The sequence below is a fragment of the Micromonospora sp. PTRAS2 genome, from assembly GCF_054052245.1.
Map to the genome: position 1 here is coordinate 1 of NZ_JBSWBU010000008.1, position 21074 is coordinate 21074.

22 protein-coding genes and 1 pseudogene are annotated in these 21074 nt (G+C 69.7%); 8 read left to right on the plus strand and 15 right to left on the minus strand.

Annotation, left to right across the window (positions count from 1 at the left end; genetic code table 11):
- Positions 1 to 98: 98 nt before the first annotated feature.
- The 11 genes and pseudogenes from ACVMYR_RS22975 to ACVMYR_RS23025 form a co-directional block, all read right to left on the minus strand.
- Positions 99 to 974 carry a bifunctional DNA primase/polymerase gene (locus tag ACVMYR_RS22975; protein WP_457122854.1) on the minus strand — a complete coding sequence of 292 codons (876 nt, stop codon included), beginning with the start codon at positions 972 to 974 and terminating at the stop codon, positions 99 to 101.
- 204 nt (positions 975 to 1178) lie between these two features.
- A pseudogene (locus ACVMYR_RS22980) lies at positions 1179 to 1367 on the minus strand (DUF2493 domain-containing protein); the annotation flags it as partial.
- A gap of 112 nt (positions 1368 to 1479) precedes the next feature.
- A complete protein-coding gene (locus ACVMYR_RS22985) occupies positions 1480 to 1785 on the minus strand; it encodes a hypothetical protein (protein WP_457122694.1) in 306 nt (101 codons plus the stop codon).
- Positions 1785 to 2006 (minus strand): hypothetical protein, encoded by a 222-nt coding sequence (locus tag ACVMYR_RS22990; protein WP_457122695.1) that lies wholly within the window; start codon positions 2004 to 2006, stop codon positions 1785 to 1787. The genes ACVMYR_RS22985 and ACVMYR_RS22990 overlap by 1 nt, the downstream gene beginning before the upstream one ends.
- 129 nt (positions 2007 to 2135) lie before the next feature.
- Complete coding sequence (locus tag ACVMYR_RS22995; RefSeq protein WP_457122696.1) at positions 2136 to 4088, minus strand: conjugal transfer protein TraB; 1953 nt, start codon at positions 4086 to 4088, stop codon at positions 2136 to 2138.
- Positions 4088 to 4474: a hypothetical protein gene (locus ACVMYR_RS23000; protein WP_357065648.1), complete on the minus strand. Its 387-nt coding sequence runs from the start codon at positions 4472 to 4474 to the stop codon at positions 4088 to 4090. Before ACVMYR_RS23000 ends, ACVMYR_RS22995 begins: the two co-directional genes overlap by 1 nt.
- A 145-nt stretch (positions 4475 to 4619) precedes the next feature.
- Positions 4620 to 5084 (minus strand): Pycsar system effector family protein, encoded by a 465-nt coding sequence (locus tag ACVMYR_RS23005; protein WP_457122697.1) that lies wholly within the window; start codon positions 5082 to 5084, stop codon positions 4620 to 4622.
- A gap of 92 nt (positions 5085 to 5176) precedes the next feature.
- Positions 5177 to 6076, minus strand: coding sequence for a DUF2637 domain-containing protein (locus ACVMYR_RS23010; protein ID WP_457122698.1), 900 nt, complete (start codon positions 6074 to 6076; stop codon positions 5177 to 5179).
- Complete coding sequence (locus ACVMYR_RS23015) at positions 6076 to 6384, minus strand: hypothetical protein (RefSeq protein WP_457122855.1); 309 nt, start codon at positions 6382 to 6384, stop codon at positions 6076 to 6078. The genes ACVMYR_RS23010 and ACVMYR_RS23015 overlap by 1 nt, the downstream gene beginning before the upstream one ends.
- 136 nt (positions 6385 to 6520) lie before the next feature.
- The gene (locus ACVMYR_RS23020) at positions 6521 to 6889 is read right to left on the minus strand and encodes an RRQRL motif-containing zinc-binding protein (RefSeq protein WP_457122699.1); all 369 of its coding nucleotides are present in this window, start codon (positions 6887 to 6889) and stop codon (positions 6521 to 6523) included.
- Positions 6889 to 7263 carry a DUF6284 family protein gene (locus ACVMYR_RS23025; RefSeq protein WP_457122700.1) on the minus strand — a complete coding sequence of 125 codons (375 nt, stop codon included), beginning with the start codon at positions 7261 to 7263 and terminating at the stop codon, positions 6889 to 6891. Before ACVMYR_RS23025 ends, ACVMYR_RS23020 begins: the two co-directional genes overlap by 1 nt.
- Before the next feature lie 609 nt (positions 7264 to 7872).
- Here ACVMYR_RS23025 and ACVMYR_RS23030 point away from each other — a divergent pair.
- The 3 genes from ACVMYR_RS23030 to ACVMYR_RS23040 all read left to right on the plus strand — a co-directional run bounded on the left by ACVMYR_RS23030 (position 7873) and on the right by ACVMYR_RS23040 (position 9963).
- Positions 7873 to 8094 carry a helix-turn-helix transcriptional regulator gene (locus tag ACVMYR_RS23030; protein ID WP_357059161.1) on the plus strand — a complete coding sequence of 74 codons (222 nt, stop codon included), beginning with the start codon at positions 7873 to 7875 and terminating at the stop codon, positions 8092 to 8094.
- A 128-nt stretch (positions 8095 to 8222) separates the two neighbouring features.
- Positions 8223 to 9389: a hypothetical protein gene (locus ACVMYR_RS23035; protein WP_457122701.1), complete on the plus strand. Its 1167-nt coding sequence runs from the start codon at positions 8223 to 8225 to the stop codon at positions 9387 to 9389.
- Positions 9390 to 9393: 4 nt separating this feature from the next.
- On the plus strand, positions 9394 to 9963 hold the full coding sequence (locus tag ACVMYR_RS23040; RefSeq protein ID WP_457122856.1) for a cysteine hydrolase: 570 nt from the start codon (positions 9394 to 9396) through the stop codon (positions 9961 to 9963).
- A gap of 161 nt (positions 9964 to 10124) precedes the next feature.
- On the opposite strand, the gene ACVMYR_RS23045 is transcribed toward ACVMYR_RS23040, so the two are convergent.
- Together ACVMYR_RS23045 and ACVMYR_RS23050 are read right to left on the minus strand one after the other, a co-directional pair.
- Complete coding sequence (locus ACVMYR_RS23045; RefSeq protein ID WP_457122702.1) at positions 10125 to 10955, minus strand: DUF4365 domain-containing protein; 831 nt, start codon at positions 10953 to 10955, stop codon at positions 10125 to 10127.
- A gap of 468 nt (positions 10956 to 11423) precedes the next feature.
- On the minus strand, positions 11424 to 11972 hold the full coding sequence (locus ACVMYR_RS23050) for a site-specific integrase (protein WP_457122703.1): 549 nt from the start codon (positions 11970 to 11972) through the stop codon (positions 11424 to 11426).
- Here ACVMYR_RS23050 and ACVMYR_RS23055 point away from each other — a divergent pair.
- Complete coding sequence (locus tag ACVMYR_RS23055; protein ID WP_457122704.1) at positions 11971 to 12186, plus strand: hypothetical protein; 216 nt, start codon at positions 11971 to 11973, stop codon at positions 12184 to 12186. The two genes, ACVMYR_RS23050 and ACVMYR_RS23055, sit on opposite strands and share 2 nt — an antisense overlap.
- 306 nt (positions 12187 to 12492) lie before the next feature.
- Complete coding sequence (locus ACVMYR_RS23060; protein ID WP_457122705.1) at positions 12493 to 15231, plus strand: M14 family zinc carboxypeptidase; 2739 nt, start codon at positions 12493 to 12495, stop codon at positions 15229 to 15231.
- Between the two features lie 536 nt (positions 15232 to 15767).
- Here ACVMYR_RS23060 and ACVMYR_RS23065 read toward each other — a convergent pair.
- Positions 15768 to 17873 carry a HelD family protein gene (locus ACVMYR_RS23065; protein WP_457122706.1) on the minus strand — a complete coding sequence of 702 codons (2106 nt, stop codon included), beginning with the start codon at positions 17871 to 17873 and terminating at the stop codon, positions 15768 to 15770.
- Positions 17874 to 18533: 660 nt separating this feature from the next.
- On the opposite strand from ACVMYR_RS23065, the gene ACVMYR_RS23070 reads away from it, so the two are divergent.
- Positions 18534 to 18779, plus strand: coding sequence for a hypothetical protein (locus ACVMYR_RS23070; RefSeq protein ID WP_457122707.1), 246 nt, complete (start codon positions 18534 to 18536; stop codon positions 18777 to 18779).
- A gap of 7 nt (positions 18780 to 18786) precedes the next feature.
- On the opposite strand, the gene ACVMYR_RS23075 is transcribed toward ACVMYR_RS23070, so the two are convergent.
- Positions 18787 to 19722, minus strand: a complete 936-nt coding sequence (locus tag ACVMYR_RS23075) for an SDR family NAD(P)-dependent oxidoreductase (RefSeq protein ID WP_457122708.1) — start codon at positions 19720 to 19722, stop codon at positions 18787 to 18789.
- 197 nt (positions 19723 to 19919) lie between these two features.
- Between ACVMYR_RS23075 and ACVMYR_RS23080 the strand changes: the two genes are divergently transcribed.
- Both ACVMYR_RS23080 and ACVMYR_RS23085 read left to right on the plus strand, forming a co-directional pair.
- Positions 19920 to 20738: a helix-turn-helix domain-containing protein gene (locus tag ACVMYR_RS23080; protein WP_077939605.1), complete on the plus strand. Its 819-nt coding sequence runs from the start codon at positions 19920 to 19922 to the stop codon at positions 20736 to 20738.
- Between the two features lie 41 nt (positions 20739 to 20779).
- Positions 20780 to 21070 (plus strand): hypothetical protein, encoded by a 291-nt coding sequence (locus ACVMYR_RS23085; RefSeq protein ID WP_457122709.1) that lies wholly within the window; start codon positions 20780 to 20782, stop codon positions 21068 to 21070.
- Positions 21071 to 21074: the final 4 nt, after the last annotated feature.

Consider the following 21074-nt stretch of genomic DNA (forward strand, 5'->3'; position numbering starts at 1 on the left):
ATCGACCGCTTCCGCGCTGGGGAGGATGACGTACTTGGTGAGGCAGGCGCGTACCTGGTCGAGGATCGCCGCGCCGTCTTCGGGCTGGTCGGTGTCGCTCATGGGGCAACTCCTTCGTCTCGGAATCCGCCGGTGATGGCACCGCGGATTTCGCGTTCGGTCTGTTGGGCGGCGCGGCCGGTGTCGGTGAGCGCGGCAATCGCGTCGGCGTGGCTGATGGCTCCGGCGGCGACCATCCGGGCGACGCCTCGGGCGGCGCCGTAGAGGGTCACGCGGTGGCGTCCCTTGGGAGCGGCGGCGACGGTGGCCAGGATGGAGGCGAGCAGCGCGTCAGGGGATGAGATGGCCCCGCCCCCGGGCGTGCGGGTCGACCTGGTCGTGTCGGTGGCGGTGCGGGTCGGTGCGGCCTGGCAGGCGTCGAGCAGGGCGGGGGCCATCTCAGTCAGGTCGTGGTCGGCGTCAGCCCACCGGTACGGGCGGCCGGTGCGCTGGTGTCTGCTCGGCGGTAGCACCACGTAGCCGCCATCGGCCTTGATGTCGATGCCGTGCCGGCCGGGCATCGGCCGGGAGATCACCGAGGTTCCGGGGTGCCGGTAGTACAGGTGCAGCCCGTCGGACCCGGTGACGGCGTAGCGGGTGCGGGGTAGGAGCCCTTCGGCGATGAGCGCGGCCATGCTGTGGTGGCCACCGTGGCGCGGGTCGACGTCCACGACCACCGTCCCGGACGCTGCCCCGGTGCGCAGGGCGAGTTGCCCGCGCGGCACGGCGTCGATGATCGCGGCGACCCGGTGCGGGTCGGTGGTGGCGGCGTAGAAGCCGTGGCAGGTCAGGCACGGGCAGGTGTCGCGGTCGTGGTCGGGGCCAGGGTCGGTGCAGGGTGGGCAGTTGGCGAGGGGTCGTTTGGAGCGGGCGAGCATGAATACCGGCCAGCCTCGGGCGGCGTAGTCGAGGGCGGCGGCGAGCAGGTCGGGCATGGGGTGTCTCCTTTCTTGCGGCGGGGTGGGGATGTCGTGGGGGGTGGGGTTGTGCAGGGTGGGGATGCCGGCTTGTTCGGCGAGGGCGGCGCAGCCGGTGGCACCGGGGGATGCGTTGCGGATGAAGGCCAGGCAGAGATCCGGGCGGCTGTTGACCATGGCCGCGTTGCGGCGTGGTCCGGCGGCGCGGCCGGTTGTCCAGTCGGCGGGGTAGGTCTCGACCGGTACCCGGTGTCGGGTGCACCAGGCGTGGGCGATGGCGTCCGCCCCACTGGGGCACGCCCCATGCACCACCACCAACGCCGACCCGTACCGCTGGTGGAGCGCGGTTAGGGCGTTGGTGATGGCGTGCCGGTCGGTCCACGTCCGGGAACCGGTGATCAGTACCCGCATGGTGGTTCCTCCTTCCAGCGGGCAGCGGCGGGTCGGTGGCCAGCGCCGCGCGGACGCTGGCCATCTGGTGGTGAGCGCGCGAAGCGCGCCGATCAGGTGTTGGGCCAACGGGTCAAGCGGGGCGGCGGGTGGTGCGTGCGGCGTTCAGGTCGATCAGTGCCGCCCTGTTGTCGGTGGCCGGGGCGGGTCGTCCGGTGGTGGCGCGGTCGGCGGTGACGGACAGGCGTAGGTAGACGCGGAATCGTCCGGCGTCGGCACCGGTCAGCGGGCGGGGTGTGCCTTGCCAGATGACGCACCCGGCCACGGCGAGCGCGGTGGTGGCGGCGCGGAGTTCGGCGCGGGTGCCGGTGAGCCATACCTCCAGCCCGGACAGGGCCGGGTCGTGGCGCGATGGGGTGTCGCGGCGGGTGCCGGTCATCAGCGGGCCAGCGCCCACACGACGAACGCGGCGACGGCGACGGTTCCGGCGGTGGCGGTGGCGTAGCCGGCGAGGTCGCGGATGAGCCATCCGGTGACGCGGGCGCGGGTGATGGCGGCGTCGGCGTACCAGGCGACGCGTTCGACGCGGCGGCCGAGGGGAACACCGAGCGTGAGGCCGAGTAGGGCACCGAGGGCGAGGGTGAGGATGGCGAGTTTCATCGATGCTCCCTGATGGTGGGCATGACGGGTCGCCCGTGGATTCCACGTGGATTCCACGGCGGGTTTGTCTAGGTCAGGGGCCGTGGAATCGGTGTGGATTCCACGTGGATTCCACGGCCCCGGGGGTGGCTACTGGCCGGTGCGCAGGATGCGGTAGCGGCCGTTGCGGTTGACGGCCATCAGCAGCGGGTGGTTACCGGTGGTGAGTTCACCGAGGGCCTTGCTGAGCCACTTCGCGCCGTAGCCGGTGGCGGCGAGCACGTCGCCGAGGTCGGCCGGGCGTACCTCGGTGGCTCCCTGCTCGGCGAGGGCGGTGATGTGCTCGCGCAGCACGGCGCGGGCGCGTTCCGGGTTGGCCTGCGGGGGAAGTGCGAGCGACATCCGCCGGGGCGTCGGGGTGGTGTCGATCTCCTGTGAGGGGTCGATGTCGTCGGGCGGGTCGTTGGGGTTGACGCCGGGGCGGGTGGCCATGGCCGGTACCTCCTGGTCCTCGTCGTCGTGGTCGTTGTCGGTGGCGGCCGGGCCGGCGGTCGCGGTCGCGGTGGTGGTGGGCATGACGGGTGCCAGGGCCTTGGCGGTGACGGGGTCGAGGGGCCGCCGCACGTTCGTCCAGCCGGTGACGGCTTCGGCGAGGTCGGCGCGCTGGGCGAGTTCCGCGCGGCAGGGGATCGCCCACCGGTTGGTGGGGATGCCGGGCGACTCGACGTAGAGGTATCCGGGTTTGCTGCTGCCCCACGCCTGCGGGGACGCTCCCGCGTCGACCGTCTCGGCGGTGAGGGCAAGCGACGGGTCATCGCGGCTGTCGATGCCGAAGCACACGTTCGTAGCGAACTGCGACCGCAGCGACGTTGGGGCCCGGTCGTGCGTCCAGCGCTGCTGGGACAGCACGAGGCAGATACCCGCCGACCGCGCCCGTTCGGCCACCTGCACCAACGCCGGGTGACCGGACCACGCCGCCGACTCCTCCACCCACACCGTCAGATGCGACAGCGAGCACCCCGGCATCCACTCCGTCAGGTCCTCCCGGCCGAGGGCTTCGGTGCGGGCGGGGATGACCTGCTCGGCGAGCACGTCGAAGAACGCTTCCGCGTGGTCGTCCTCGGTGACCAGCAGCGTCAACCCGCCCTTGACCGGCTTGACCGTCTGATCCCGCTTGACGGTGTCGACCACGATCAGCGCGCCGTCGGTGCGGGTCAGGTAGTCGGTCATCACCACCAAGGCCCATTCCGTCTTGCCCGAACCCGTCATGCCGGTCGCGCGCACGTGGGTAGCCGGGCGAACACCGGGCCGGCCGGTGAGCCACAACCCGACCGGCTCCCCATCCTCGGCCAGGCCGAACCGCAACGGCGCATCCCCGACGGAACGGCCGGGGGCGGACGGGCCGGCCCACGCGATGGTGTCGCGGAGCTGGTCGACCGGCACCACCTCGATGTGCCCGGTACGGACGCTGTCGGGGTTGCGGTGCACCCGCACCGCCGTCGGCGCCACATCCAACGCCGACGCGATGGACTCGCGGGAACCTTCGACCTCGGCGAGAGTGTCGCCGTGGGGCATAGTGACCGACGCGCGGACCTTCGCCCCGTCGACCTTCGCCCGTCCGATCCGCGCATCCCGCAGGGCGGCGACGGCCTCAGCGAGCCCACCCCCTGCTGTGGTGGTGGTCTGTTCGTCGGGGTTGGCCTTGGCCATCAGCCGCATCACCGCGACCGCGACCGACGCGACGACGGTGCCGCCGGCCCACACGTCCAGCCAGGGGCGTTCCCAGGGTGCGCCGATGGTCGCGCCGAGGGCCCACGCCGACCCGGTCGCGGTGAGCAGGGTCGCCACCCGCTGCCGGATGACACCCCGCGCCCGGCCGGTGGCCCAGGTCAGCGCGGTGAGTCCGCCACCGGCGGCGGTGATGCCGGCCGCGGCCCACGGGTTGCTGCCCCACCAGTGGTGCGACGCGGCGGCGGCCGGCCACGCGAGCAGGCAGCCGGTGGGGCAGGCGAGGTAGGGGATCGCGGCCGACCGGAGGTCGACGGAGTAGCGGACCGGTGGGAGTCCGCCGTGGCGGGGCATCCGGGTGCGGGTGCGGGCCATCAGCGGCCACCCCCGCCGCCGGTGGTGAACCGGAACCCGTCGCGGCGTGCCTTGTAGCCGACGGCCTCCAGCTCGGGCAGGTACACGGCCTCGAAGCGGGTCGACGCGGTCACGATGTACTGCGACGCGGTCACCAGGGCTTCGGAGGCGTGGGTGATCGGGCGGGCGACCTGCCGAGCGCGGGCCCGTCCGGTGAGACCGCCGACCATGACGCCGCCGCCGACGGCGCGCAGCCGGGCGTCGAGTTCGGAGGCGGTGACGCCGAGTTCCAGGGCGGCGGCGTGCAGGATGCGGCGGGTGGAGTTGAACCACTCCACGAGCGCGACGTTGTCGGTGAGGGCGTCGGCACCGGTGAAGATGCCACGTTCCTGGGGCATGCCTGCCATGCTGTGGTTCTCCTTCAGGGAGGGCCGGGCGCGGGAGTTGTCCAGACGTGCCGCGCCCGGCGCAAACACTGGGGTGGTGCGGGCCGGTCGGCCCCCGCACCCACCCGCACCCTTTCGGCGCGGGTGGGCACGGCCGGGGGACCGGTCAGCCGAGCATGAGGACCAGGACGGCGGTGAGCGCCGTGCCGGCCAGGCCAGCGAGGAGCAGGTCGACGGCGGTGCGAACCCGGCGGTACTTGGCGACCGTGGTGCGGGACAGCCACACCAGTTCGTGTGCTCGCAGGGACGCCATGCTCAGCGGCGGCAGCGCGGCGTCGGTCATCAGGTCCCCTGGCGCGCTGGTCGCGTAGCGGATCAGGCCGTGCCCGCCGCCGAGGGACGGGCGTACCGCGCAGGCCAGCAACCCGACGGCGACACCGATCACCGCGACCGTTGCGGTTCCGGTGGCGAGGGCGGGGGCGGGTAGGCCGGCGCGGGCCAGGACGGCCAGTCCGACGGTGAGGGCGGTGCCGGCGAGCGTGAGCAGAGCCGACGCTTTCGCGTCCACGCGGACCAGCTCGGCGCGCACGGTGGCCAGTTCGGTGGTGAGGAACGTGGTGTCTGGCACCATCAGAGGTGCCCTCCCTTCACATGGGGGTGGGTGACCGGACCGGCGGCACAGCACAGGTTTCTGAGGCCGATGGGCTGTGCCGCCGGGCGGGGTCAGGTGCGGCTGCGGCGGTTCGTGACCAGCAGGGCGGCGGATGCCATGACCATCAGGCCGTCGACGGCGAGGGGGCCGATGGCGATGGTGAGCGGGTCTTCGCCGAAGTGCTCCAGCAGCCCGGACAGGTGCCGGTAGGACACCACGGCGGCGACCACCGCGACCGGCAGCACACCCGCGACCCGGGCGACCACGGAACTGAATCCTTCGCCCCAGGGGATGCGGGTCAGGATCTCCACCGCGACGAACAGGGCCACCGGCCAGAACACCGACAGCGCCACGGCCAGGGGCGACGGGGACCACCCCGGGTCCGGGGCCCACCCGAGCGGTGCGCCGTCGGGCGGCTTCGGCAGGTAGGTGTGCGCCACGTTCGCCGCGATCGACACCACCCCGCCGAGGATCACCCCGACGTAGGCCCACCCCCGGCCCTGGACCCGCCTGCCGTGCCGGTCGGGGCTGATCTTCGTACCCGGGCGACTGACCACCGTGACCTGCTCGACCTGCTCGACCGGCGCGCTGTCCACGGCGACAGCCGGGGCCGGCGAGGGCGGCGCGGTCTGCTCGGCCACGATCGGGGCGGGGGCCGGGTCCGGGCCGATCGGCTCCGGGTAGTCCAGCCGGGGCGCGACGGGTTCGTCGGTGGCCGTCTCGGGGCTCAGCAGCGCGCCGCGCACGATCATCGCGGTGCGCAGCGTCTCGGCCCGGGCACGGTCGGCGTGCTCGGACTTGAGCCGGGCGAGCAGGTCGTCAGCCTTCGCCGCACCGATGCGGAACTCACGCATCAACCGATTGCGCGACGGCAGCTTCTGACCGGCGGGCAGCTCCAGCGCGCGGGCCGCCGGGAGCAGGTCTTCGACCGGCTGCGGGTAGCGGGTGCCGTTGATCGTCGGGGCGGTCATCAGGCCACCGCCAGGGCCGCGAGCCGGTCGGCCGTGGACGCGTCCAGCGCCGGGGCGTCGGTGTACTCGGTGGCGTGGGCGTAGAACTCCCAGCCGTGCCACGTCGGGTAGGCGTTCAGGGCCCGGTACGGCCGGCCGTCGTCGCGGGTGCCGGTGTGCTCGCCGATGAGCAGGTCCGGAGTGTTCAGCCCGGCCAGGTGCAGCCAGGAACGCAGCTCGGCGATGCTGTCGAACTCCACCGACAGCGAGACGCCGTCGCCTCGGGTGTAGATGGTGGTCGGGTTGGCCAGCAGGATCAGTTCCGCCATCACGGCGCGGCGGGTCTTGCGGGTGGTCATCGAAGCGTCTCCTTCACGGTCGGAACGGCGCTGTTGAGGGCGTGGCCGATGGCGAACGGGGCGAGCATCACCAGCGGGCCACCCAGCAGGATCAGCAACAGCCAGATCACGAGGGGCCTCCTTCGAAGCAGGTCAAGCACTCGCCCAGCGAGCGCGGGATGTAGTAGGAGCGGGTCACCCCGCAGATCCGGCAGGTACGGCGCGCCGTCAGCGCGGCGCGAACGGCGCGGAGCTGGGCGGGGGTGGCGGTGCGCTTCGGCCGGGCCAGGTCAACCCGGTACAGGTACGCGGCACGGGTGCCGCCGACACCACGCCAGAGCACCTGAGCGGCCACCGGCTGACCAGCGGGGCGCAGACCGGCGGCGCGTAGCTGACGGCGGGTGGCATAGCCGGGCGGGGCACCTCGCCACCAGAAGGTGGGGATTCCGTAACGGTCGCCGTCCGGATCCCAGTACGCGGCGCGGATACGGGACATCAGGCCGCGTGAGCCCTGCCGGCCCGGCACCTGTCTTCGGTACGGTGAAGCACCTGCTCACCACCGCAGCCGGGGCAGCGCACGATCTCGCAGCCGTAGCCGCAACCGGTCCAGCCGACCACGGCCAAGCTGTGCGACACACACCCACCGGCACTCCAGGACGGGCGGACCGCCGTCGTGGCCGTGCGGGTAACGCGGGCCTCAGCCCGGCGCAGCCGCCGCCAGTCCAGCGACGACGGGCCGCCGTGGTCCTCGGCATAGATCAGGCTGATCTCAGCGTCGAGCAGGTCCAGTTCGGCGGCGATCAGCGGCCATTCGGCCTCGATCGCGGCCAGGTCAGAGGTAGACGGTCCGGGCCGGTCGTCGGGGGTCACTTCGATCGGTTCCTTCCGGTACAGCGAGAGCGCGACGGCTGCCGGCAGGGCCGGCAGTGCTGCTCGTCGGGGGCCAGCGGGGCGAGGTCCCCGCACGCGGTGCAGGTGCGCCAGGTGGCGCTGGACTTGGTCGTGACGCGTACACACGCAGCGAGCACGGACATAGCGAGATCACCTCTCCCTACAGGTCAGGTCAGGTAGACAGCGCGGGGCGATCACGCCCCGGTCACGCACGGCCCGAACACAGCAGGCCGGGGAACCCCCTGGGGCGTACGCCGCGCCCTCTAACAGCGCGGCCCCCGCCCAACAGGGAGCGATCAGTGGCAGAAGCAACCGCGCGCCAGATCCGCCCACTCGGCCCGCTCGCTCGGGATCTACCGAGGTCGGCCACCGTGTGGATCAAGGCAGGCATACCGCAGACGGATCAACGCGGCGCTTCGTGCTGTGGAGTTGTCAACTAACGACCTGATCCGGCGGCCCGTGGGCATGCGGCAACGAGTGCCACCGTTCCCCGGGCCATCCGGCCGGCTACAACTTGACGTTGTATTCGGGACGCTACAGCGTCACGTTGTATTCGCGCAAGCACCTGTACCGCGTAGGCTTGTACTGATGACTGACGCCAACCTGCCCGCCGACTGGTGGACGACGGAGCACGTACGTACCTACCTGGCCTCGGTAGGTGCCCCGATCAGCCGCGCAACCTGGGCTTCTTACGTCTCGCGCGGCCAGGCTCCCGCGCCCGATCGGATGTTCGGCCGGTCTCCGGCTTGGCAGCCCGAGACCATCCGGAAGTGGCAGGCCGAGAGGCCGCGTAAAGGCACCATCGGCTAGGTCGGATCATCTGGTGCCTCCTGTCCTCGGCTCCCGTCTGCGGCGGCACCTTGCTCGCCTGCCAATGAGACTGCCCGCCCAGCGGCGATCCGGGCAGGTCCTACGCACGGACACGAAGGACACGACCTATGTCCACTGAGGTCCCCCGGCAGTTCAAGCCCAACCTCGTGCTGGTCAACCGCCGCAAGGCCGCCGGTTGGGAGTCGCGTAAGCGTGCTGCGCGAGAGCTACACCGCGTCGGCCAACAGCGCGGCATCCGTGAGACGCCCACGGTCGAGGCCATCGAGAAAGCGATGTATCGCCACGAGACCGGGCGGGTCGCGGTCACCGACCCGGTCTACCGGCAGCTCTACTGCCTGGCGTACGGAGCAAAGCCCCACGACCTATTCGGCGACTTGACCAGTGGTGCTGAGGACCGTCCGCACTTCTCGGCGCGATCCCACAAGTTCGTGACGGCGTTCGTCGGCGCTCAGGGTGCTGCTCGGCTGCGGAAGGTTGCAGGTTGCGCGCCCGCCGTGGGGGAGTGGCACACCTGCTATTCGGCTTCCGTCGAGCACGCGGAAGGCGATTGCACCCTGTATGTATGGCCGTGCGGGTCGGCCATCTTTCACCTTGTCGAGCATGTCCAGTTGTCCACGATCGCGGCACTCGCCGCATGGCGAGATGTCTCGTACGGCGACAACATCAAATGGGCCATCGACTACCTCGCACCCATCGCGCCACCCGAGGACGATTCTGCGGTGTACGTTCTTGGTGCTCATTGGGTAATTGAACCAGCATGGCCGGCTGAGTTGCTGGATACCGCATTGCGAATCATGTCGACGCCACGGGTGTTGCTACACCGTGGCCGCGCCATGGACGACGAACACTTGGCGCACGCCGAACTGATCGAACAGTCGTTGCTGTCTGAATCGTACGACCACGTAGGTATCGAGTCGTTCGGCGTGCGCGGGATTTCGGTCGGCTATGCCTCATGGTCTGGAGTTGTGTACCATCCGATCTCAGCAGAGCGATCCTTGACGGAAGCCGAGTTGATTTCGTGCGAGCTTGCGATTCAATCCATGTGGGCATATAGCGACGCGATCGCCCGAAAGGTAGAGCAAGGGCGAGACCCACAAGTGCCGCCGGAGCATGGATGGCGCTACCTTCGGGGGGTGCGCTCCCGACTTACTGTCTCCCGCCTGCGGGAGACAGGACAGCATCAGGCGATGCGTCGCGCGATTCTGCGTACCTGTGACCTAATGCCAGCCCTAGACCAAGCCATCGAGACCCTCCGTGACACGGATCGAGGTTGAGCCCATGACATCAGGTCGCACTGTGCTTGTCGTGACCGACATGCAAAATGGCTTCGTGCGCGAACAGTCGGCGCACATTGTTCCTGTCGTCGTCGACTTGGTGCGCCGCTGGCAGGCGGCCGGCGGCGATACGCTTTTCACTCGATACCTGAACTACCCTGGCAGTCCGTTTGAGCGCTTCTTTGGCTGGCAACGCCTCCAGTCCTCCCCCGACATTGACTTTGTGCCCGAGTTGCATCCGTACGTGGGTCAGGGTGTAACGCTTGACAAGAGGATTTACAGCCCGTTCACCCCGGAGGGTATCGCGCTTTCCAAGCAGCGCGAATGGGAAGAGTTTTACTTCTGCGGCATCGCTACCGAAAGCTGCGTCCTAAAGGGTGCTGTGGACGCGTTCGAACACAACTTCACGCCGTGGCTGATCGCGGACGCGTCGGCAAGCCACGCAGGCACTCAGGCACACGAGGCGGGCCTGCTGGTCGCGCGACGTTTCATTGGCCCTAGTCAGGTAATCCACCTGACCGATATCCCTGCCGCGCTAACCGACCCATCGCCGCCGTTGATCGGGCCAGCTTGAATTACGAAACGTCTCCAACCTCGGGACGTCTCGGTGGCAAGCGAAGTTCTGTGGAAGAGTCTTGTCGCCTGCCGGCTGTCCGCAGGTTGACCGACACCGCTTCTGGTATCGCTAACCGGTCAAATTGTTCAGACGCATTAATGTGGTTGCCAGTGCAATGATTACCAATCTTCTTCCAGTTCATGACGCCTCATTACGTGGCGCAGAAGCGCCCGACTGTTGTTGAAGATTACCTCATTCCCGTCTTCGTCTTCATCTCTAAACTTGCCCGCCTCCCGGTTCTCCCGAAGCTTGTTGGTGCCGAGTTTTACCACCTCGTGAAAGTACTCATCGAAGTTCATGCCGCGCTCTGCGGCTGTGTTGCGCACATGTTCGCCGAGCTTGCCGAATAGAACAATCTGCGCTCCCCCCTCTCCGGGTTTTTCGATGATTAGGACACCGTTCTTCGGCGAGTATTCAATCTTCACGCCCAGTTCGTCCTCAAGAAGAGCCACGAGAACTTCGGCCCCCTCTTGCTGCTGCTCATACCTCTGGTGTCGTCGCTTCGTTCTCGCTTCGATCCGTCGAATCCCCTTCTCGTCGAGTTGATTGTCTAGAGGAAAGTAGCAGTAAAAGTTGCTTTTCCTTTCGTCCCATGCCATCTCTGGCTCTTGCGCTATCTCCCAATATGTTCGGTCGTTTGCTGCATCCCAAATGGTTAGCACCACCGGCTCCCAGTAGTCTTTCCAGTTCTCGAAGTGGTCCTTTTTGAAGGGGAACCGCAAATACTTTCCGTCCCTCGTGAGGTACCGACTTGCTTGGACTGTCGCTTTTGCCTGCACGAAGAATGCGTATGGTGTGGCGCGCTCGTCATTGAAGATGCGCACCAAGAGGTCTTCTCCGTAGTCCTTGTCCAGATCCTCGACTGTCCATCCTTTGGAAAGAAATGACTCGTGGAGTCGGATTATTGATCTATCCGAGTTGAGATGAGAGCTGGGGCGTCGAGGGGGCATGGGTGAGCCATCCTTTCGGGTGTGCGGCGGCGAGTATAAAGCCGTCGACCGATAAAGCTTGACTGGGGTCGTCGTCGGCTACCCTGGGATGCTCCGCGTTTCTGCGCTCGACCTATCTGAGTGTCTGATATGTGACAGCGGTTTGGGCTCAGGCATTCCCCCGGGGGGCTAGCCGTTGCTCGCCTCTCGGGGACCAGGTGGGGACCACACGGCCTGCGCGATGGTGCGCGGCACGACGTCGGCCGCACAGCCTGATCTTGGGGATAGCGTGCGTGACGTGCGTGGACGTGTGGCGAATCGTCCTGGGGGTCAAGGGGTCGTCGGTTCGAATCCGGCCGTCCCGACACACGAAAAGCCCTGACCAGCGGAAACCCTGGTCAGGGCTTTTGCTTTCGTCTATGGAGTTTTGAACCGCCCCCCGAAAACCCCCCGATTACCCGGGGCGGCAACCAGGTTTGTCATCCATGGTCATCGTCGTGCCCCCCTGGGCGTGGGGCGGCCGTTCCGGTGGGCGCCGAGGCGTTCGAGGACGTCGGAGACGTCGGGTGCTTGGACTGGCTTGGCGATGTAGTAGGTGGCGGTGACGTCCTCGCTGGAGTGCCCGATCTGGGCTGCGGCGTTCTTGGTGTTGGTTTCTTCCTTGATGAGGGTGGCCACGGTCTTGCGGAAGGTGTGCGGGGTGACCCAGGCGAGGTCGGTGTCGGCGCGGGCCTGGCGCCACTGGCGGCGGACGTTGTTGGGTGACAGCCAGGTGCCGCGTCGGGACGCGAAGATCGCGTCGTGGGGGTTGTCGGCGGCGTCGAGCTTGCGGGCCAGGAGCATGCCGACGGCGAAGCGGGGCAGGACGACCATGCGGTAGCCGGCGTCGCTCTTGGTCCAGGGCTGTCGGAAGAAGCCCTGGGCTTTGACGAAGACGAGTGTGCCGCAGATCGTCAGGGTGGGGCGTGCGGTGGCGAGGTCCAGGTCTGCCCAGCGCAGTGCGAGGATCTCGCCGATGCGGGCTCCGGTGGCGAGCATGAGGTCGACGTGGCCCGCTTCGGTCCGCGCGACTTGGTGGCAGCAGGGTGCCCAGTACGTCATCCGGCACACCCTGCGCGACGTCGGGGCCGACAGCTACCTGCGGGTACGTGGCACCAGCACCGACGAGGCCGAGCCGCTGGCCGACGTGCTGGAGAGCCCGTGGAGCGATCTGTGGTTCTACTCCAACCCGGTGTTCGTCCGGGTGCGCTGATCGACCGGTCCCGGCCCGCCGTCGGTGGGCCGGGACCGCCGGCACCGGGAAGCCGGGTCCACGGTGGACGCGCAGACTCGCCACCAAACGCCCACATTAGGCCGGGTGTGGGGCAGTTGACGAATCGTGTGCCGGCCGCCGGTTGTGAATCTTGACCACCCGAAAGCGCAGGTCATACGCTCCGGGCACCCTTGATTCATTTCCCGGGAAGGGAAACGGGACACCATGCGAACTGCCCCATTCCGCTCCACATTGCATTCCCGTAAACGGCTGGCGGGCGCCACCGCAATCGTACTACTGGCCGGAATGACCCCTCTGGTGGTCGGCCCCTCGGCCGCCGCCGCGCCCCCGACAACCTGTAGTACCGATCCCACCGACCGGTTGGCCTCGGTGCCCAGCCCGGAGAGCTACCTCGGCTTCCCGCTCGGCACCGGCCAGGAACGGGTGGTCACCAACGAGGAGGTGCGGGGCTACCTCGACGCCGTGGACACCGCCTCCAAGCGGGTCGTCACCGGCGTGATGGGCACCAGCGTGCTCGGCCAGCCGCTGCCGTACGCGATCGTGTCGAACGAGCGCAACGTGCGGCCGGCCGTGCTCAAGGGCATCGCCGAGGACGTCCGCTCGCTGCGCGACCCCCGGGTGGTCAACCAGCAGCAGGCCGGGGAGATCGCCGAGGCGGCGCCGGCGATCGTCTGGGTCACCGCCAACGTGCACGGCGGCGAGAAGAGCGGTACCGACGCCGCCCTCAAGACGCTGTACGAGCTGGCCGCCGGGCTCTCCTGCGAGGTCCAGCAGCGCAACGACAATCTGATCACGATCATCGTGCCGACGCAGAACCCGGACGGCCGCGACGCCAGCCGCCGGCAGAACGAGTACGGCTTCGACATGAACCGGGACTGGTTCGCCCGGACCCAGCAGGAGACCGACGGCAAGCTCGAACTGATGCGCAGGTACCCGCCGCAGGTCTTCATCGACGCGCACGAGATGGGCGGCAGGCAGTACTTCTTCCCGCCCAACGCCGACCCGATCCACCACGAGATCTCCGGCGAGGCGGTCGACTGGATCAACCGGATCGGCGAGGCCAACAAGGCCGGCTTCGGCTACAACGGCGCGTGCGGCGGCGCGGTGACCACCGAGTGCTACTTCAACTACTCCACCTACGACCTGTTCTTCATGGGGTACGGCGACACGGTGCCGGCCGCAGGCTTCGGGGCCGCCGGCATGACCTTCGAGAAGGGCAGCTCGTCGGCGGTGGCCGACCGGGTGCAGCAGCAGTTCCACACCCAGTGGTCGACCCTCGGCTGGGCGGCGGCGCACAAGCGTGAGGTGCTCAACGGCTGGTTCAAGGTCTGGAAGGACGCCCTCGCCCAGGGGCGGGCCGGCACGTTGGAGCCCAACGAGGTGGTCCAGCCGACCAACACCGTCCAGTTCCCGGTGCCGGCGCAGACCGTCCGGTCGTACTTCCTGCTGCCCGACCGGCAGCTCGCCGACGCCCGGCAGCTCGTCGAGCGGCTGCGCCGGATGGACGTCGAGGTCTACCAGGTCCGCAAGGCCGTCAAGCTGCCCAGCGCGAAGCTCTTCGGTGGCCGGTCGGCGACCAACCTGACCGTGCCGGTCGGGTCGTACTGGATTCCGATGAACCAGCCCCAGAAGCACTGGATCCAGGCGATCATGGGTGAGGACCCGTACACGCCGTTCCCGTACTTCTACGACGTGTCGTCGTGGAGCAACCCGCTGCTGATGGGCGTGAACGCCGTCTACACCGGCGCGGACGTCAAGCCCAACGCGGAGCTGATCGACAAGATCCAGAACACCGGTGGCGGCAAGATCCTGGCCGCGCCGCCGTTGAAGGGCTCCTACACCTACGAGCTGGACTCCGCCGCCGCGGCCGAGTTCACCTTCACCCTGCTGGGCCGGGGCGTGAACCTGGTCCGGGACCTCGACGACGGCCAGGTGGGGATGCCGGCCGGCGCGTTGACGCCGGAGCTGAACACCACGGCCAAGAAGCTGGGGGTGACCCTCACCCCGTACACCACGGCGGCCGTCGGCACCCCGATCAGCCGGCCGGACGTCGGCCTGTTCCAGGGCACCGGCATCTCCACCACCTCCGGCTCGCACGGCGAGGCCCGGTACGTGCTGGGTAAGCGGTGGGGCCTGGATCTCACCCCGGTCACCACCGCCGACATCAACGACAACACTCCCGCCTTCACCGGCCGGACGGTGCTGCTGGTGCCGGACGGCAGCAACGCGACAGGTGGGCTGACCGCGACCGGGCAGGCCAACCTGCGCAACTGGATCGCCCAGGGCCACACCTACCTGGGCCTGCGCAACGAGGGCACCCGGATGGCCCGCGCCGCCGGTCTCACCTCGACCACCGAGAAGCCGAAGCCGACCGGCTACACGGTGATCGGCTCGCACCTGCGGGTCGACGTGGACGCCGACAGCCCGGTCGGGCTGGGCCGGCCGGCGGAGGACTTCGAGTTCAACAACAACGACCCGATCCTCACCCCGAGCAGCACCGGCCGCAACGTGCTGCGCTACCCGAGCGGGGACACCTTCTGGGCCAACGGTTACACGGTGCAGGGTGACGCGCTCAAGGACACGGTCGCGGTGGTGGACGAGCCGACCGGCGCCGGTCGGGCGGTGCTGTTCGCGTTCAACCCGCTGTTCCGGGCGTACAACGAGAGTGGCCTGCACCTGGTGGCCAACGCGCTGCTGTACCCGAGCAGCGGCACGGCGGCCCGGACCGCCTCACCGGTCCGGGTCGACCCGGCCCGCGCCGCCGCGGCGGCCACCCCGGTCGCCGAGAACCTCGGCGGCGAGTGGCGGCCGTTCACCATCCAGGTGGCGGCCGACGACCTGGCCCGCACCGAGGCGGTCGTCGACCGGTACACCGACACCGCGCGGGTCTCGGTGGCACACGGCTCGGCGTACCTGGTGATCCCGAACCCGGAGGGTCTCCAGATCGACGAGCACCCGTTCCTGGGTGACCTGGTGCGGACCTTGCGGGCCGAACAGATCCCGCTGCTTTCCGTGGTGGGCTGACACCGGCGGGTGGGGGCGGCACCTGCGGGTGCCGCCCCCACCCACCCCGCGCGGAGCCGGGCGGGCCGCGTCGGCTGGGAACGGTGCATGCCCCGCTACCTGCTGTTTCCGGCCGACATCACCTGCTGACCCGGTTCCAGGCCGACTATCTGCACCGGCTCGCCACCGCCGGTCACCACGATGCGCCGGACGGCGACCGCGTCACCCCCGACGGCGGGCCGACCGCCACCTCCGGCGACGAGGAGACGGTGGTCTGGGCGGTCACCTCGGCCAACCACGAGAACACCGCCGCCCCCGGCCTCTCGGGCCGGGGGCGGCTTGCCGCACGCCGCCGGACAGCCGCGCGCCCACCGCGCAGCCGTGCCAGCCACCCGCCCGTGCGGGGGATGACGCGGCCAGGTCCTTGCTGGTGGCCACGTCGCGCGAGAGACCCCCGCGTCTGCGGGGACGACACCGCCAGGCACGCCCACACCACGCCGGACTGCGGGAGGCCCTCGCGCGTGCGGGACGTCATCACCATCTGAGAAGCAGTGTGGCTACGCAAGCACCAGTTGGCCGAGTTCCTGGGTGCAGCGGGTGAGTGCCACGTAGAGGCCGTTCCAGCCGCGTGGTTCGGCGGTGATGCCGTCGGGGTCGACGAGGAGGGTCGCGTCCCATTCGAGGCCCTTGGACTGGGCCGCGGACAGCACCGGCACGTCGTCATCCACCGTGGCCTGCAGTTCGGCGATGCGACCGGCCGGCGCGACGACGCCGACCGTGCCACCACGCCATCGCTCGCGCAGTTCGCGCACGGCTTCGGCGACCGCGTCGCTGAGCTCGGCGGGCATCACCGTGCGCTCCCAGGGCGGGAAGCCGGAGGCGCGTACGGCCCGGGGCGGCGCATTGTGGCTGCCGGCTCGCCGCAGGACCGGTGCGGTGAGCTCCATGACCTCGCGTGGCGTCCGGTAGCAGATGGTGAGCTCCGCGGGGGTCCAGCGGTCGCCGAGAACGGCCTGCACCGCCTGGGCCCAGCTGGTGTGCCGGTGCGCCGCCTCCGCCTGGTCGATGTCGCCGACCGCGGTGATGGAGCGGCTGGGACACCGCCGCACGACCATGTGCCACTGCATCTCGGACAGCTCCTGCGCCTCGTCGACGGCGACGTGGCCGTACACCCAGCCGCGCTGCCGGCGGGCGCGGTCGGCGACGAACTCGCCCTGTTGCTGCGGGGCGTCGCTGTCGCCGAGCAGGTCGGCGACAGCGTCGAGCAGGGGGATGTCGCTCGACGCCCACGGCGCGGGCTCGACCACGACGGCGGCGATCTCCGCCGCGGACAGCTGCGGGGCGAACCGGGCCAGCAGGTCACCGTCGGCCAGGAGGTCGCGCAGCAGGGTCTCGGCGTCCAGGGTGGGCCACCAGGCCTCGACGAACCGGGCGATGGCCGCGTTCTCCGCGATGCGCTGGCGAAGGCTGTCCACCTCCTCATCGGAGAGCAGGCCGTCGACGTCGCTGCCGGCGGCGGCACCGGGGTCGTAGTGCATGCTCCGGTCGACGCGGGCCAGGATGTCCTCGAAGCCCTCCTCCATCTCGTTCATCAGCGCCGCACGCTGATCGACGACGGCTTCGGCCAGGATCTGGTGCAGCTGCTCGGCGAAGACCCGGCGAGCCGGATGGTACGGCCGTCTGCGCACCGCGGCGAGCGCCTGTGCCACCGTCGCGGCGGGAATGACGTAGAACTCGCCCTCCCAGCGCAGCTTGAGGTCGCGGGCCCGGGGCAGCAGCGACGCGACATAGTCCTCGAGCGCGGGCTGCCAGAGGGCGCGGCCCTTGATCTCGGCGAGCGCCCGGCTCTCGTCGCGGCCCACGCTGACCCCGGGCAGCAGGGTGTCGCAGGTCGCCGCGACGACAGCTGTCTCACCGAGCGCGGGCAGCACCTGGCCGATGCACTCCAGGAACCGCGGGGAGGGGCCGAGGACCAGGACCGCCTGCTCGGCCATCGTCGGATGGGCGAAGAGCAGGTAGGCGACGCGGTGCAGGGCCACCACGGTCTTGCCGGTGCCGGGACCGCCCTGCACGACCAGCGGGCCGCTTGCCTCGGCCCGGATGATGTCGTCCTGCTCGCGTTGCAGCGTGGAGATCGCCGTGGACATGCGGCCGGTGCGTCGCTGGTCCAGGGCCGCCAGGAGGGCGCCCTCGCCGACGAGATCCGTCGTGATGGTCCCGTCGAGGGGCTCGTCGTCCACGCCGACGACGGCCGGTCCCGTCGTACGGATGTGCCGGCGCCGGGCCTGACCTTGCGGGTCGACGGCGGTCGCGGTGTAGAACGGCCGCGCCGCCGGGGCGCGCCAGTCCACCAGCAGTGGCTCGTCGTCCTCGCCGCCCTCGTCGTCGCGGAGGCCGACCCGACCGATGTGCCGCACGGTGCCGTCCAGCCCGTCAAGGCGCCCGAAGACCAGCCCCTCGGTTGCTCGGCGCAGTTCTTCGTACTGCTGGCGGAGCATGCGCAGCCGCGCCCGCTCCAGCACGTCCAGAGCCTCCACCGAGAGCCCGGCCAGCAGGTGGTCGGCAAGCTTGTCGCGCCGGGCCGTGGCCTGGTCGAGAAACACCTGTTCCTCGGCGATCGCGGCGGACGCCGTGTTGTTGTCCAGAGCAGAATCCCGGCGCATTCGCGAATCCTCGTGTTGGCATCGGATCGTCGGTATTTCGCGGCCAGCATAGGGGCAGTTTTTCCGGACCGCCCATGATCACTGCCGACGGAGGCAAGAGTCTCACTGCCTTGCGATCGACGCCTGGTTGTGGCCTCGATAATCGTGGTGCGCCGCACGTCTACCCCGATCGGGCTGACGTTGTAGCCACTCGATCGGTCTACCGATCACGTGAATCATCTGTCGAGGATTGAGCCGTCCAATCGTTATTGCCGGAGACAGCAATGGAAGGTCCCATGAGCGTGCGAGCGCCCTCGCCGTCGGCGCCCTCTGCGCCACCGGCGTCGGATGCTTGATCCTTGCCGGCGCCGCCGCGGGGGCCCTCGCGTCAGGAACCGGCTACATGGTCGACGTCTCCCGGGGTGATCAGGAGTTCTCCTGGAGCGGCCTGGCCGGAACGATGATCGAGGGTGGTCTCGACGGTGCTGCGTCCGTTGGTCTCGGGCGGCTCGGGGAGCGCTCGGGACCCGGGCGCTCGGCGGGGCGGCCGGCCGGCTGCCGAGCCTGGGCAGTCGGATGCCTGGCGGCAGCGGGGTGAAGGCTGTTGGGGGCTCTTCGGCCCGTGCCGCCGCGACCAGGAGCGGCGGGGGCCGGGGCGGGAGCGGTGGCGGTGGTTCGTCGGTGCGTACGGTCGATCGGTCCTCAGGTGATGGCTCGCCGTCGGCGGGTTCGGGTCGTCGGCAGGAGAACTGCCACAGCTTCGACCCGTCGACCCGGGTGCTGCTCGCCGACGGCAGCGGCCGCCCCATCTCCGCGCTCAACACCGGCGACAAGGTGGTGGGTGCGCCCTGGTCGCCGAGGCCGACCCAGCCGACGGTGGAAACGGTGTGCCGGTTCAGGATTCTCCTCCCTGACTTCGCGGTCTGACGGCCGATCAGCTCAGGTACTGCTCGGAGGCCGTCCAGAGCCGGTCGGCCGCCTCGGGGTCAAGGGCGTATCTCGCGACCGTGGTGACGAGAACCCGGGCGTCGGCGGGACGCTCGTCGACGGGGACGGCCTCGGTGTTGTCGTTGAAGTACCGCCCGCCGATGCCTTCCAGCAGGGGGGACACCGCGGCGAAGATGCTGGTCGCCGCGCCCTGATGAACGTCCTTCTGCTGATCCTGCGGGGTGGCCAGCTTGCCGCCGATGTGCCGCTGCAGACCGGTTCTGATCGCGCCGGGATTGACGGCGTTGACGAGGATGCCGTCACCGGCCCAGCGTTGGGTGGCGCCGACGGCGAACAGGATCCCGGCGGTCTTCGACTGTGCGTACGCCGACAACGGGTCGTAGAGCCGGAACCGGTAGTCGATGTCGTCGAAGACGACCGGGCCGAACAGATGGCCGGAGGAGCTGACATTGACGACGCGGGCGCCGTCCGGCGCGGCGGCCAGGGCGGCATGCAGACGCGTGGTGAGATCGAAGTGGCCGAGATGGTTCGTCGCGAACTGCATCTCGCGGCCGTCGGCGTTGCGGGTGAGTTCCTGGATCATCATGACTCCGGCGTTGTTGATCAGTAGGTCGAGCGGCCCGGTCCAGGCATCGGCGAAGGCGGCCACGGACGCGCGGTCGGTGAGCTCGAGCTCGGCGGCGTGCACGTTCGGGTGGCCGGTGTCGGCCTTGATGTCCTCCGCGATCCTGGTCGCGGCGTCGAGCCGCCGAGCCGCGATCGTGACCTCGGCGCCTCGCCGGGCGAGGGTGCGGACCGTCTCGACGCCGATGCCGGACGCGCCCCCGGTGACGATCGCCCGCCTGCCGGTGAGGTCGATGCCCGCGCTGACCTCGTCGGCGGTATTCTCCCTGGTGAAAGGGCTGATGATGGACGTGCTCACGAGTTCCCTCCTGGTGGCGCCGACGGATTCCGGCCACTCCGGGAGCGGCGCCGATCACATGGTGCAACGGGTCCGGGACCTGATCGGAGGCCCCCGTGAGGCAGGGCCCTGTCAGGACCAGGATGAGAATCCGGGTCCGAGTGCCTGCTGCGGTGGGAAGTCGGCGGTCACGCCGCGCAGCGGACTACGGTCGGTGGGTGGACGGTAGGAAACGGCTCGGGGCATACCTGAAAGCGCGTCGCCAGCTCGTCACGCCGGAGGAGGTGGATCTGCCCCGGGGCAGCCGGCGCCGGGTGCCCGGCCTGCGACGCGAGGAACTGGCCCTGCTTGCCGGGATCAGCCCGGACTACTACCTCCGCCTTGAGCAGGGCCGCGACCACAACCCGTCCCCGCAAGTGCTGGACGCGCTCGCCTCGGTCCTCCGCCTCGACGCCGACGCCACCGGTTACCTGCACCAGCTCGCCCGGGCCACCGCCGCTCGCCCCGCCCGCCGGGAGACGGAGGAACGAGTGCCGCCCGGGGTGGCCGAGCTGATTGAACAGCTGACCGTGCCGACCTTCGTTCAGGGGCGCTTCATGGACGTCCTCGCCGCGAACCCCCTGGCCCGGGCGTTGTCTCCGCAGTACCGGCCCGGCGTGAACCTGCTCCGGGCGGTGTTCCTCGATCCCCGGGACAGGCAATTGCACCAGGACTGGGACAGGGCGACGGCGGAATCGGTGGCCGGGCTGCGGGCTGCGGCCGGCGTCGACCTCGACGATCCACGGCTCGACGAACTCGTCGACGAGCTGTGCCGGCGAAGCGACCGGTTTCGCCGGCTGTGGGCCCGACAGGATGTGCGGCCCAAGGTCGGCGGCTTCAGCCACATGCTCCACCCGGTCGTGGGGCCGCTGAAGCTGCGACACGAGAAGTTCACGGTGAACGGCGCCGACGGCCAGCTCATGGTGATGTACCACGCCGAACCCGGCTCTCCGTCACACGCCGCGCTCCGCCGCTTGGAGGAGCCGGGAGCAAGATAGGCGTGGCCCGCTCGTACCGCTGGTGGTCTACCGCTGCGCGAATGCGGATCCGGCGCGTATCGCGCGGCGTCGGCCCGGTGGCGGTCGGCGAGTGCGTCGGCCAGATCGCCTCCGCCGAGGTTCGCCAACTGCGCGGTGTGCATGACGAGATCGGCCAGCGCGGGAGCGGGATCGCTCCGCAGGGCACCGACGTCCACGGGCGCGCCGCGATGACTCCGGTGATCTCCCGGTTCGATCGGATCGGCGATCCGGCCGCTGGTGGCCGACAGCTGCAGGTGGGTGTGACGCCTCGACGACGTCATCGGACGTGTGGCGCAGTGTGGGCGCATTGAAGGG

Coding starts and splice junctions, on each gene's coding strand:
- ACVMYR_RS23035 (WP_457122701.1), top strand. CDS start 8,223: ATGTCCACTGAGGTCCCCCGGCAGTTCAAGCCCAACCTCGTGCTGGTC.
- ACVMYR_RS23030 (WP_357059161.1), top strand. CDS start 7,873: ATGACTGACGCCAACCTGCCCGCCGACTGGTGGACGACGGAGCACGTA.
- ACVMYR_RS23040 (WP_457122856.1), top strand. CDS start 9,394: ATGACATCAGGTCGCACTGTGCTTGTCGTGACCGACATGCAAAATGGC.
- ACVMYR_RS23085 (WP_457122709.1), top strand. CDS start 20,780: ATGCGGATCCGGCGCGTATCGCGCGGCGTCGGCCCGGTGGCGGTCGGC.
- ACVMYR_RS23005 (WP_457122697.1), bottom strand. CDS start 5,084: ATGGTGCCAGACACCACGTTCCTCACCACCGAACTGGCCACCGTGCGC.
- ACVMYR_RS23015 (WP_457122855.1), bottom strand. CDS start 6,384: ATGGCGGAACTGATCCTGCTGGCCAACCCGACCACCATCTACACCCGA.
- ACVMYR_RS23060 (WP_457122705.1), top strand. CDS start 12,493: ATGACCCCTCTGGTGGTCGGCCCCTCGGCCGCCGCCGCGCCCCCGACA.
- ACVMYR_RS23055 (WP_457122704.1), top strand. CDS start 11,971: ATGAGGTCGACGTGGCCCGCTTCGGTCCGCGCGACTTGGTGGCAGCAG.
- ACVMYR_RS22985 (WP_457122694.1), bottom strand. CDS start 1,785: ATGACCGGCACCCGCCGCGACACCCCATCGCGCCACGACCCGGCCCTG.
- ACVMYR_RS22990 (WP_457122695.1), bottom strand. CDS start 2,006: ATGAAACTCGCCATCCTCACCCTCGCCCTCGGTGCCCTACTCGGCCTC.
- ACVMYR_RS22995 (WP_457122696.1), bottom strand. CDS start 4,088: ATGGCCCGCACCCGCACCCGGATGCCCCGCCACGGCGGACTCCCACCG.
- ACVMYR_RS23000 (WP_357065648.1), bottom strand. CDS start 4,474: ATGGCAGGCATGCCCCAGGAACGTGGCATCTTCACCGGTGCCGACGCC.
- ACVMYR_RS22975 (WP_457122854.1), bottom strand. CDS start 974: ATGCCCGACCTGCTCGCCGCCGCCCTCGACTACGCCGCCCGAGGCTGG.
- ACVMYR_RS23050 (WP_457122703.1), bottom strand. CDS start 11,972: ATGCTCGCCACCGGAGCCCGCATCGGCGAGATCCTCGCACTGCGCTGG.
- ACVMYR_RS23020 (WP_457122699.1), bottom strand. CDS start 6,889: ATGTCCCGTATCCGCGCCGCGTACTGGGATCCGGACGGCGACCGTTAC.
- ACVMYR_RS23045 (WP_457122702.1), bottom strand. CDS start 10,955: ATGCCCCCTCGACGCCCCAGCTCTCATCTCAACTCGGATAGATCAATA.
- ACVMYR_RS23010 (WP_457122698.1), bottom strand. CDS start 6,076: ATGACCGCCCCGACGATCAACGGCACCCGCTACCCGCAGCCGGTCGAA.
- ACVMYR_RS23065 (WP_457122706.1), bottom strand. CDS start 17,873: ATGCGCCGGGATTCTGCTCTGGACAACAACACGGCGTCCGCCGCGATC.